This is a genomic window from Stutzerimonas marianensis, from assembly GCF_022810315.1.
Taxonomy (GTDB): domain Bacteria; phylum Pseudomonadota; class Gammaproteobacteria; order Pseudomonadales; family Pseudomonadaceae; genus Stutzerimonas; species Stutzerimonas marianensis.
On sequence record NZ_JALGRD010000003.1, the window covers coordinates 436,501 to 447,230 of the forward strand.

Annotated in this window: 15 protein-coding genes and 1 pseudogene; 8 read left to right on the forward strand and 8 right to left on the reverse strand. The window is 58.6% G+C overall.

Annotated elements, in window-relative coordinates; all coding sequences use genetic code 11:
- Positions 1–58 precede the first annotated feature (58 nt).
- Positions 59–493, forward strand: a pseudogene (locus MST27_RS07670) (recombinase family protein); the annotation flags it as partial.
- A 52-nt stretch (positions 494–545) separates the two neighbouring features.
- On the opposite strand, the gene merE reads toward MST27_RS07670, so the two are convergent.
- Genes merE through merT form a run of 6 tightly spaced genes read right to left on the reverse strand, consistent with a single transcriptional unit; the run spans position 546 to position 3,693 of the window.
- The gene (merE, locus tag MST27_RS07675; protein WP_001087809.1) at positions 546–782 is read right to left on the reverse strand and encodes a broad-spectrum mercury transporter MerE; all 237 of its coding nucleotides are present in this window, start codon (positions 780–782) and stop codon (positions 546–548) included.
- Positions 779–1,144, reverse strand: coding sequence for a mercury resistance co-regulator MerD (gene merD / locus MST27_RS07680; RefSeq protein ID WP_003465059.1), 366 nt, complete (start codon positions 1,142–1,144; stop codon positions 779–781). Before merD ends, merE begins: the two co-directional genes overlap by 4 nt.
- Before the next feature lie 16 nt (positions 1,145–1,160).
- Positions 1,161–2,807, reverse strand: coding sequence for a mercury(II) reductase (merA, locus tag MST27_RS07685; RefSeq protein WP_000136268.1), 1,647 nt, complete (start codon positions 2,805–2,807; stop codon positions 1,161–1,163).
- Complete coding sequence (merF, locus tag MST27_RS07690; RefSeq protein WP_063542311.1) at positions 2,804–3,049, reverse strand: mercury resistance system transport protein MerF; 246 nt, start codon at positions 3,047–3,049, stop codon at positions 2,804–2,806. The genes merA and merF overlap by 4 nt, the downstream gene beginning before the upstream one ends.
- A gap of 2 nt (positions 3,050–3,051) precedes the next feature.
- Positions 3,052–3,327 carry a mercury resistance system periplasmic binding protein MerP gene (gene merP / locus MST27_RS07695; RefSeq protein ID WP_000735441.1) on the reverse strand — a complete coding sequence of 92 codons (276 nt, stop codon included), beginning with the start codon at positions 3,325–3,327 and terminating at the stop codon, positions 3,052–3,054.
- 15 nt (positions 3,328–3,342) lie between these two features.
- Complete coding sequence (gene merT, locus MST27_RS07700) at positions 3,343–3,693, reverse strand: mercuric ion transporter MerT (protein WP_001294667.1); 351 nt, start codon at positions 3,691–3,693, stop codon at positions 3,343–3,345.
- Positions 3,694–3,764: 71 nt separating this feature from the next.
- On the opposite strand from merT, the gene merR reads away from it, so the two are divergent.
- The 7 genes from merR to MST27_RS07735 all read left to right on the forward strand — a co-directional run bounded on the left by merR (position 3,765) and on the right by MST27_RS07735 (position 8,541).
- Positions 3,765–4,199, forward strand: coding sequence for an Hg(II)-responsive transcriptional regulator (gene merR / locus MST27_RS07705; protein WP_000429838.1), 435 nt, complete (start codon positions 3,765–3,767; stop codon positions 4,197–4,199).
- A 93-nt stretch (positions 4,200–4,292) separates the two neighbouring features.
- Complete coding sequence (locus tag MST27_RS07710; protein ID WP_023083082.1) at positions 4,293–4,535, forward strand: hypothetical protein; 243 nt, start codon at positions 4,293–4,295, stop codon at positions 4,533–4,535.
- Positions 4,536–4,698: 163 nt separating this feature from the next.
- A complete protein-coding gene (locus MST27_RS07715; RefSeq protein ID WP_063542315.1) occupies positions 4,699–5,046 on the forward strand; it encodes a DUF3703 domain-containing protein in 348 nt (115 codons plus the stop codon).
- Complete coding sequence (gene lspA / locus MST27_RS07720; protein WP_023083083.1) at positions 5,043–5,552, forward strand: signal peptidase II; 510 nt, start codon at positions 5,043–5,045, stop codon at positions 5,550–5,552. Before MST27_RS07715 ends, lspA begins: the two co-directional genes overlap by 4 nt.
- A complete protein-coding gene (locus MST27_RS07725) occupies positions 5,549–6,295 on the forward strand; it encodes a helix-turn-helix transcriptional regulator (protein ID WP_023083084.1) in 747 nt (248 codons plus the stop codon). Before lspA ends, MST27_RS07725 begins: the two co-directional genes overlap by 4 nt.
- Before the next feature lie 68 nt (positions 6,296–6,363).
- On the forward strand, positions 6,364–7,272 hold the full coding sequence (locus MST27_RS07730; protein WP_023083085.1) for a sterol desaturase family protein: 909 nt from the start codon (positions 6,364–6,366) through the stop codon (positions 7,270–7,272).
- A 21-nt stretch (positions 7,273–7,293) separates the two neighbouring features.
- A complete protein-coding gene (locus tag MST27_RS07735) occupies positions 7,294–8,541 on the forward strand; it encodes a cytochrome P450 (protein WP_023083086.1) in 1,248 nt (415 codons plus the stop codon).
- A 157-nt stretch (positions 8,542–8,698) separates the two neighbouring features.
- Here the strand turns inward: MST27_RS07735 and MST27_RS07740 are convergent, their stop codons facing one another.
- Both MST27_RS07740 and MST27_RS07745 read right to left on the reverse strand, forming a co-directional pair.
- The gene (locus tag MST27_RS07740) at positions 8,699–9,283 is read right to left on the reverse strand and encodes a protein-disulfide reductase DsbD domain-containing protein (RefSeq protein ID WP_017246245.1); all 585 of its coding nucleotides are present in this window, start codon (positions 9,281–9,283) and stop codon (positions 8,699–8,701) included.
- A 17-nt stretch (positions 9,284–9,300) separates the two neighbouring features.
- Entirely contained in the window at positions 9,301–10,491 is a 1,191-nt protein-coding gene (locus MST27_RS07745; RefSeq protein ID WP_017246246.1) for a protein-disulfide reductase DsbD family protein, read from the reverse strand.
- Between the last annotated feature and the right edge of the window lie 239 nt (positions 10,492–10,730).

Sequence of the window (10,730 nt, forward strand, 5' to 3'; positions counted from 1 at the left end):
AGCATGATGTGTCTTCGATTGCAGATTCGGCTGGCCGCCCGACGACAACGGCCGGTTTACACTGGTCGTGTGGAAACTGGATCGGCTCGGACGCGACCTGCGACATCTCATCAACACCGTGCACGACCTGACTGGGCGCGGCATCGGCTTGAAGGTATTAACCGGGCACGGCGCGGCCATCGACACCACGACCGCCGCCGGCAAGCTGGTCTTTGGCATCTTCGCCGCCCTGGCCGAGTTCGAGCGCGAGTTGATCGCGGAGCGCACGATTGCCGGCCTAGCCTCGGCCCGCGCGCGCGGGCGGAAAGGCGGCCGGCCGTTCAAGATGACCGCCGCCAAGCTGCGGCTGGCGATGGCGGCAATGGGTCAGCCAGAGACCAAGGTCGGCGACCTGTGCCAGGAACTTGGCGTCACGCGGCAGACCCTGTATCGGCATGTTTCACCCAAGGGTGAGCTACGTCCAGATGGCGAGAAGCTACTCAGCCGAATTTGATGCCGGCATGAGGCAACGTAGCGACAGCGTGGTTTGTCTCAATGGGAAGCGCTCATGATCGATCTTTGAAGGCCCGCAGCAGTCGTGTCACAGACAGGACGAACAAACCGGTCAGCGTGAGGGCTGCGATACCCCAGTACTCTCCGATGAACGCGCCGGCCGTCGTGCCGGCCAGCACAATGGCGAGAATCGGCAAATGGCAGGGACAGGTGAGCACGGCCAGCGCGCCCCACAGGTAGCCGGTGATCGGTTTGTGCGTCTCGGACGGCAAGCGCTCGGGGCTGTTCATGGCAGACTCTCCGCGTGCTGTGCCGGCTCGGTCGGCATGGTGGCCAACTGCACCTCCAGATCGGCCAACGCTTCGCGCCGACGCTCGACGAACTGGCGCAGAACGGCAAGCTGCGCGGCCGCTTCATCGCCGTCCGCAGCATCCAGCGCCCGGCACAGCCGCGCCAGCGCGTCCAGGCCGATGCCCGCCTCGAAGGCCGCCCGCACGAAGCACAGCCGTTGCAAGGCGGCATCATCGAACAGGCCATAGCCGCCCGGGGTGCACGCCACCGGACGCAGCAATCCGCGCAGCAGGTAGTCGCGCACGATATGCACGCTCACCCCGGCATCAAGGGCCAGCCGGGACACGGTGTAGGCGCTCATTGAAAACGTCCTTTTTTTATCCAGCGCAGCAGGAAAGCTGCTTCACGTCCTTGTTGAAGGTCTGCGCCGCAAGCTTCAACCCCTCGACCATTGTCAGGTAGGGGAACAACTGGTCGGCCAGTTCCTGCACCGTCATGCGGTTGCGGATGGCGAGCACCGCCGTCTGGATCAGTTCGCCCGCTTCCGGGGCCACCGCCTGCACGCCGATGAGCCGTCCGCTACCTTCCTCGATGACCAGCTTGATGAAGCCGCGTGTGTCGAAGTTGGCAAGCGCTCGCGGAACGTTGTCGAGTGTCAGCGTGCGACTGTCGGTCTCGATGCCATCGTGGTGCGCTTCCGCCTCGCTGTAGCCCACGGTGGCGACTTGCGGGTCGGTGAACACCACTGCCGGCATCGCGGTCAGATTGAGGGCTGCGTCGCCGCCGGTCATGTTGATCGCGGCACGGGTGCCGGCGGCCGCTGCCACGTAGACGAACTGCGGCTGGTCGGTGCAGTCGCCGGCCGCGTAGATGTTCGGGTTGCTCGTGCGCATGCCTTGGTCGATAACGATGGCCCCTTGCGCATTGACAGTGACCCCCGCCGCGTCCAGCGCGAGGCTGCGCGTATTCGGTGCCCGACCGGTGGCAACCAGCAACTTGTCAGCGCGCAATTCACCGTGTCCGGTGGTCAGCACGAATTCGCCGTTCACATGGGCGACCTGGCTGGCTTGCGTGTGCTCCAGCACCTCGATGCCCTCGGCGCGGAAAGCGGCTGTCACGGCCTCGCCGATGGCCGGGTCTTCCCGGAAGAACAAGGTGCTGCGTGCCAGGATCGTGACCTGGCTGCCGAGCCGGGCAAAGGCTTGCGCCAGTTCCAACGCCACCACCGACGAACCGATCACGGCCAGGCGTGCGGGAATGGTGTCGCTGACAAGCGCTTCGGTGGAAGTCCAGTAGGGTGACTCTTTCAGGCCCGGAATCGGCGGCACGGCCGGACTGGCACCGGTGGCGACCAGGCAGCGGTCGAACGTTACCTCGCGCTCGCCACCCTCGTTCAAACGGACGACCAGGCTCTGGTCGTCCTTGAAACGCGCTTCACCGTGCAAAACGGTGATGGCTGGATTGCCGTCCAGGATGCCTTCGTATTTGGCGTGCCGCAGTTCATCGACACGGGCCTGCTGCTGGGCCAGCAGTTTGCTGCGGTCAATCGCAGGCACAGTTGCCGCAATACCGCCGTCGAACGGACTTTCCCGGCGCAGATGGGCAATATGGGCAGCGCGGATCATGATCTTGGACGGCACACAGCCGATATTGACGCAGGTGCCGCCGATGGTGCCGCGTTCGATCAGCGTGACCGTCGCGCCTTGCTCGACGGCCTTCAGCGCCGCCGCCATCGCGGCCCCGCCGCTGCCAATGATGGCGATATGCAAACCGGCGCCCTCAAGTGCATCACGGATTTTTGGTTCATCTTTGAAATCACCAACCCGGATCGAGCCTTGATAACCCAATGCGGCGATGGCGGCCAGCAGTTGGTTGTGGCTCACGGCGGTGTCTGCCATGACTTGCGCGCGGCTTTCTGGATAGGACACCACAGCGGCATTCACGCCGGGAATCTTTTCCAAAGCATCTTTGACATGGGTGGCGCAGGATGTGCAGGTCATGCCATTCACGGTGATTTCGGTCATTTTTTTACTCCATTGAATTTCGGGGTGCAGCAGGCATCGGCTTGGCGTTTTCGTTGGATGGCGTAGATGGTCAAGCCGATGAAAATCGCCAGCGCAGGCAGCAGCACATAGTCCAGATAGCCGGTCAGCGCGGACAAGCTGACCACACCGAGCAAAATGACCAGAACAGGGGTGAAGCAACACAGCGCCACGAGGGTTGTGCCAATGATGCTGACCCGCACCAGTGTCTTCGGGTCTTTCATGATCAGTTCTTGACTGATGATGGGTAGCCCGCATCCTCGGTAGCCTTGGTCAGTTTCTGCACGCTGGTCTTGGCATCATCGAAGGTGACCACCGCTTCGCGCGTCTCGAAGGTCACGTCAACTTTACTGACGCCATCGACCTTGGAAATCGCCTTCTTGACAGTGATCGGACAGGCCGAGCAGGTCATGCCCGGTACGGACAGCGTAACGGTCTGGGTGGCGGCCCACACGGGGGCAACAACGGCAGCGAGGGCAAGGGCGGAAAGCAGCTTTTTCATGGTGAACTCCTGTGATCAATAGAAAAATGGTACGACGTAGGGAAATCCGAGCGCGACCAAAACCAGCACGGCCACGCCCCAGAAAATGAGCTTGTAAGTAGCTCGCACTTGGGGAATCGCGCAAACCTCACCCGGTTTGCAGGCGGCTGACGGCCGGTAGATGCGCCGCCAGGCGAAGAACAACGCCACCAGCGCCACGCCGATAAAGATGGGGCGATAGGGTTCCAACACCGTCAAGTTGCCGATCCAAGCGCCGCTGAACCCCAAGGCGATCAGAACCAGCGGCCCGAGGCAGCAAGCCGAGGCGAGGATGGCGGCCAGCCCGCCAGTGAAGAGCGCGCCGCGCCCGTTTTGAGGTTCAGACATACGTTTGTCCTTTCGAATCTGAATTGGATAGCTTAAGCTTACTTCCGTAGTTATGTACGGAGTCAAGCGATATGGAAAACAATTTGGAGAACCTGACCATTGGCGTTTTCGCCAGGACGGCCGGGGTCAATGTGGAGACCATCCGGTTCTATCAGCGCAAGGGCTTGCTCCCGGAACCGGACAAGCCTTACGGCAGCATTCGCCGCTATGGCGAGACGGATGTAACGCGGGTGCGCTTCGTGAAATCAGCCCAGCGGTTGGGCTTCAGCCTGGATGAGATCGCCGAGCTGCTGCGGCTGGAGGATGGCACCCATTGCGAGGAAGCCAGCAGCCTGGCCGAGCACAAGCTCAAGGACGTGCGCGAGAGGATGGCTGACCTGGCGCGCATGGAGGCCGTGCTGTCTGATTTGGTGTGCGCCTGCCATGCGCGGAAGGGGAACGTTTCCTGCCCGCTGATTGCGTCACTGCAAGGGAAGAAAGAACCGCGCAGTGCGGACGCGGTGTAGCCCGAGGGAACTACGCCTTAGCGTGCTTTATTTTCCGTTTTCTGAGGCGACTCCAACGTCAGAAAAGACCGTGCGGTCGACTTTTGATATTTCGTGCTGTCGCCTTCTGAAAGTGACAAACGGGCCAAGGAGAACATCGAGCGCTACTGCCTGGAACCCTACGGCATGAAACGGCTGGAGTCGGGCCACTACGAGTTGGCCATTTCGTATCGAAGCGACGACGAGCTGGACAAGACCGTGCACGACCTGCTGACCGAGATCAGCCAGGAAGCCGACATGCGCAACTGCTTCATCGAGGCGGATGCCTGGGAAGAAGGCACCGAGCGCAGGTGGTAGGGCTTACGTTGGTTTTTGGTTCCATTGCTCCCCAAACCCCACAAACCTCTTTCGTAATCCGGCATAAAGTCATTTTTGCGTCGTCTTGAATCGCCCATAGCGCTTGACCCTATAGCAGCTATAGGGTGTTCACTCGGGCATCTACTGCGTAAGTGAGATCCAGATGAATACCGCTCTCAGCATTGCCATTGATGAGGCCTTCTTCCAGGCTAGGAAAGCACTTAATGAAGAGGCGCCAACCGAGGCTTTCTCCTGGCTGGAGCGAGCCCACATATTGAGCCAGCGAATGCCTATTCTTCATGCTCAGAGCCATTGGCTGATGCTGAGGGCCGGCTGGCAGTTGCGCGACTTACGAAAGGTGCTCAGCCAAGTACCGCGAATCATGGCGGCCCTGCTGTTCTCGAAGATCTGGGTGCCGCTCGGAAACAGCGGGCGCGCCAGGGTCAGTGCTTTTGCGCCGATGCCTATTTCACCGGAGCTGCAGCGACTTCTTCACGGAGAAATGCAATGAGGTCGTCTCCTAGATCACCTCTTGTTGCTCCTGGGTTCTGGTGGATGCTATCGCTAGCCATTGCCTCGGCCGACCTAGCGTTGAAAAGCGCAATTACGGGTTCGCTCCCGGTCGGCACCGTGATTCCTCTCACCCCGTTCTTCAACCTGGTTCACTTCTGGAATACCGGTGCAGCGTTCAGCTTCCTGGCTGACGCGGGTGGTTGGCAGCGTTACTTCTTCATTGTCATAGCTTTGGTCGTTTCGATCGTGCTGGCTCTGATATTGCGTAAACGCAGAGCCAAAAGCGAAGCCCTAGGCTATAGCCTTATCTTGGGCGGGGCAGTTGGGAATCTGATTGATCGCGCATTTCGAGGCCATGTAATCGACTACCTGGATTTTTACTGGCTGTCCTGGCATTGGCCTGCGTTTAACCTGGCGGATATTGCTATCGTCGGTGGCGCCGCCATGTTGATCCTGAGCAGTTTGCTAAGCCCAAATGCGGAAGCCGGCCGAGTCAACGAATGAAAGGCTCGCTCTCAACGGATACCGTACGCTGGGCAGGCCAGGCCTGGATAGGGCCCGGCATCGGCATCTTTCATGGCCGTGCCGGCCACCAGGAGTGGCACCACCATCAGGCGCATCAGATTTCAGTGGGCCTCGATTCACCTGTATCGGTTGAAACCCCGTTGGGCATTCAAACAGGGGCTGCCATCTTCATCGCCGCGGGCCTGAAACACCGGATCAGTGCTGGTCGAGTGCTGTCGATCTATCTGGATGCACTATCCGATGAAGCCCCAACTATGCGGGGTACCGAAGAAGCAAGGGTAGTCGTGATCGCCCCGGCGGACGTAGTAGCGATTATCGATATGCTGCGCGAGACAGGACATACCGCTCTCCAGGTTAGGACGGGGGTGCGCCAGGCACTGCGGCTACCCGATCCACCGATTCCAGATCCTCGCTTGACAAAGGTGATTGAAGCGCTGCATAGAGGCCAAATGAGGCGCGAAGAAATGGCCGCGTTGGTGCATTTATCCCCTACACGGTTTTCCCATTGGTTCGTGGAACAGACAGGCTTGCCGCTGCGCAGCTATGCGAAATGGTTACGTCTCACACAAGCCCTACAGCACCTAGCCAAAGGGGGTCTACTCACTGAAGCGGCCCATGAGGCGGGCTTTTCTGACTCGGCACATTTCTCCCGGACATTCCGGGCACTGCTGGGCATCGATCCTTCCTCCGCCCTGGCTGAAGTCGATCTTCAGGGGTCGTAGCTCTTTCGTTCAAGCCGAAAGCGGACCTTCCCACATACAGTCATGGCTCCCTACTCAGGAGCTGAGCGATGTCTATTCCCTTGCGATTCGCCATACGGTGGCTGAGCTATCCACTTGTGTTTGGCGGCTGTGCCTCCTTCATGATTTGGGCGCTGTATGCAGGTATACCGTATTGGCCCACCACACCCATAGTCGCCGCGGCGGGGCTGCTACTCATTGCTGGCTTGGAGCGCATCCAGCCTTTTCGGCGAGCCTGGCTGGAAGATCATCAGGACACCCTGACGGATCTGCTGCACATGCTGGTGAACCTGTCTGTCATTCAATTTACTGCAGAATTTCTGGCTAAGTTAGGCGATGCGGTACCGGCTTCGGTTCGGCTCTTTCCGATCGAGAGCCCATTGTGGCTGCAATTGCTACTAGTCGCCGCCGTGCTCGACTTGAGCCTGTATGTGATGCACCGCATCAGCCACCGGGTGCATTGGCTGTGGCGCTTTCACATGATCCATCACAGCGCTGAGCGGCTCTACTGGATGAACGGAGAACGTCGACATCCTCTGCATGCGGCGTTGATGGCCGGGCCGGGGCTGGTGGTTTTGCTCATATCTGGAGCTCCGTCTGCCGTAGTCGCAACGTGGTTTGGGATCCTAACCGTCCATCTGGCCTTTCAGCATTCGAACCTGGACTACAGCGTGGGTTGGCTGCGGCATGTGCTAGGGGTTGCTGAGGTCCATCGTTGGCACCATAAGCGCGACTTCGAAGACGCTCAGGTCAACTTCGGTGAGTTTTCAACTGTGTGGGATCAGATGTTTGGAACCTTCTACGACAGCGCCGGGAAGCTGGGCGAGGCTGAGGTTGGATTGCATGAAAAGGACTACCCCAGAAATTATTTCGGGCAATTTATTGATCCTGTTCATCCAACATCTGCTTACCCGGCCGGTCACAATTCTTCAGAGCAGGATGAAATCCGCAACACGTAGCTAGAACGGGTGGAGTCAGCAATGCCAAACATACCGCGTGACACCGGATTGGACAGTACTTGGGCCTTTTTGCGAGATCCCTACCGATTTATCTCCACGCGCAGTAAGTTTCATCAATCGCCTGTGTTTCAAACTCGCTTGATATTACAGAAAACTCTGTGCCTAACAGGTGCCGAAGCTGCTCGCTTGATTTGCGACCCTGACCGATTCGTTCGCCAGAACGCTGCGCCCAAGCGACTGCAAAAAACCTTATTCGGACAAGACGGTGTCCAAGGTTTGGACGGTGATGCGCATCGTCACCGAAAGGCCCTCTTCATGGGAGTGCTCACACCCGCGAACGTGCAGGAACTAGCAGAGTTGAGCGAGGTTCGTTGGAGGGAGTATGCGCGAACTTGGCGTCCCGGTGAGTCAATCGTCCTCTACGAGATTGCTCGCGAAATTCTATGCCGCACCGTATGCGACTGGGCCGGTGCTCCAATCGCTGAAAGAGATGTTCAACAATGGACTCAAGATCTTGCAGCTCTCTATGAGCACGCCGGCGCGATCGGTCTGCAGCACTGGCAGGCACGGAAGGCACGTCGCCGATTGGAGCAATGGGCGGCAGAGCTCGTCGAGTCCACTCGCGCCGCTCCCCCTACACCCGAGCAATCGCCTCTCGAACGCATCGCCCATTACAAGGACCAGCACGGACAGCCGTTGGATCTACATACCGCATCAGTGGAACTACTAAATCTGCTGCGGCCGACGGTAGCCGTCTCTGTATTCATAACCTTTGCAGCGCTAGCGCTGCACAAGCACCCGTTCTGTCTGAGAAACCTGCAGTCGGGAGATGAAAGAGATATAGGTTGCTTTGTGCAGGAAGTGCGGCGTTTCTACCCCTTCTTCCCAGCGATCAGCGCTCGCGTGAAAGAAGATTTTCTATGGGAAGGATTTGCCTTTGGCAGGGGCACCTTAGTCCTGCTGGACTTATACGGAACCAATCACGATTCCCAGCTCTGGGAGGAGGCAGATCGTTTCAAGCCTGAGCGCTTTCGATCCAACTCTCCGTCGCCATACTGCTTCATCCCACAAGGACCAGGCGACCCGCATGTTAACCATCGCTGTCCAGGTGAAGGCGTCGCCGTCGCATTGATGAGCGTTGCTGTTCGCTTCCTGGCTCGCTCGCTCCAATATGAGGTTCCCGAACAGGATCTATCAATCACCTGGGACCGATTGCCGGCACTGCCCCGAAGCCACTTCGTCATGCGGAATGCGCGAATCACAATGTAAGTTTGGTGTTTAACGAAGCGAGTCTCGCCCATCTCAAGATATGAACGGTGGGGCATGGCGTTGAGCTGCCCAGCGCAACCACGGCAATCGGGGAATACTCAGAATAAGCTGTTCACAGTCATTCCCCAATTGAGTCATTTCCGAGGGCCGTTCTGACTTATTGTCGCTTGGTATCGTCCAGATTCAGCGCAACGGGCAGGTCAGTCGGTGCCAGACAAATGCCCTCGTCACTGCAGGCCTGCACCCGTACAATCATTTCGAGCCTGCCTACCTTTTCCAGCACGGCGGTCTGTTTTTCGTCGGGCCGCAGCCGAATACTTGCACCGTCGTCATACACCTCTAGGGCGGTGTCACTCAGCACAATGTCACTGACCCGGCCGCGCGGGTACTGCGTCGGGATTATAAGCGCCTGGCCGTTGACTGAAGAGCTGACGACGGTGGGAATCAGGAATTCCATGGAGGCCGGATTTGCATTCACATGCCAGCCCGGTTGAATGTTCAGTGTTAAAACGAAATCACCCGTCTTTCCCGCCATTGCTGCGGCGCCTCCCGCAACAGTGAGGCGGACCTTATCAGCGGAATTTGCCAACCCTGCTCGGGTCGGCACCGGGACTTCAAGACCGGCACGTTCAGTCTGGGCAGCGTCGAGGTTGTTTCCGTTGGTGTCGATCAACATGAACGCAGCGATCGCGATCGCAAAAACCACTACTCCAGCTAGCAATCCTTTTTGTCGAATCACCATGATTGGGTCTCCAGTATCTAAGGTTGTGGGTTTCCGGTGCGATTGATAGCTTCGACCAAGCTGTCGGTGTCAAAAAGCCCCGTGAAACGGGCGATAACGGTGTCGTCACGGTCAACAACCACTGCGAAGGGTAAGGCCTGCCCGCCGGTCGCAGTTAATAGCGCATCTTTTTCTGGGTTGCTCGCTGTCACGTCAACTTGTATGGGCACCATCTTGGTGCGCCGCACGGCTTCGGCCACAGCGGCCTCCTGGTAGACCGTGCGCTCAAGTATCTTGCAGTTGATGCACCAGTCGGCGGTGAACTCCAGCAAATAGGGTGTGCCCTGGGCTTTTGTCTCCGTCAGTAGTTTTGCGGAGTAGGGTTGCCAGACGAGTTCGTCTTCGCTGTTGCCCAGCGGGGATGCGAATTCCACAGTCATCGCAAGGGCAAGGCCTGCCGCCGTTGTGGTGATCACACGCACGGTACCATTACCCTGGACGAAACGGCGGGCACCCCAGGCCAGCACCAGGGCCAGCCAAGACCACCATAGCCAGGTATAAACCGCTTTGGGCACCAGGCTCGCGCTGAAAAAGACGGCTGCGGCCAGCAAGACCAACGCGAGCACTTCTCTAATGACCAGGGTCCAGGGCCCCGCCTTGGGCAACCGGCTCAGCCAATCGGGTTTGAGCATCAATGCTGCGTAGGGCAGCGACAACCCCAGCCCGATACTGCCGAATATCCCCATACTTACCGGCGTCGGCTGGGTAACGGCAAAGGCTAGGACTCCACCAAGGAAAGGACCGGCGCAGGGTGCGGCCAAAACCGCACTCAATAACCCAGATACGAATGCTTCAAAGTAGCGCCGGCCATGGACCGAGGCGGCGAACGCCGGGATCGGGATGGGCAAATCCAGCCAGGTGACCACCGCAAACCCGACCATCAAGGCAACAAGGACACCAACGAACACCGCAGACTGAAACAAAGTGCCCCAGCTCCACTGCAGAAGTGCGGTCAGTCCGCCCAACGTCAGGAAAAACGCGAGCGTTCCTGCGGTGAACGCCAATGCCGCCAGCACGCGGTGCGATCGTTGGCTGCCCGCCTCTCGTAAGATGGTCCGGACCTTAATGGGAATTGCAGGCAAAACGCAGGGCGTCAGGTTGAGCAGCAAACCTGCCACTATCGCCATTAAGAGCTGGCCGGCGATGAGTAAAGAGGGAATTTGATCCATCACTCAGCTATTCCCAGCCCCTTCCCACCCTTCCTGGCCGGAACGTCCGGTCTGACCCCGCCATTGGCTGCTTGCATACTTAAACAGCAGATTTTTTGAGTGCTCATATCTCTTCTCCATATAGACCCCGTCCTTTGAGTTATTGGCAAACGTCAGCTATCGGTAACGATTATCGCATCGGCTTCAGGCATCGCGAAGAGCTGAGATGACATTAAGGAGACGCTGAACAATTAGCCAAT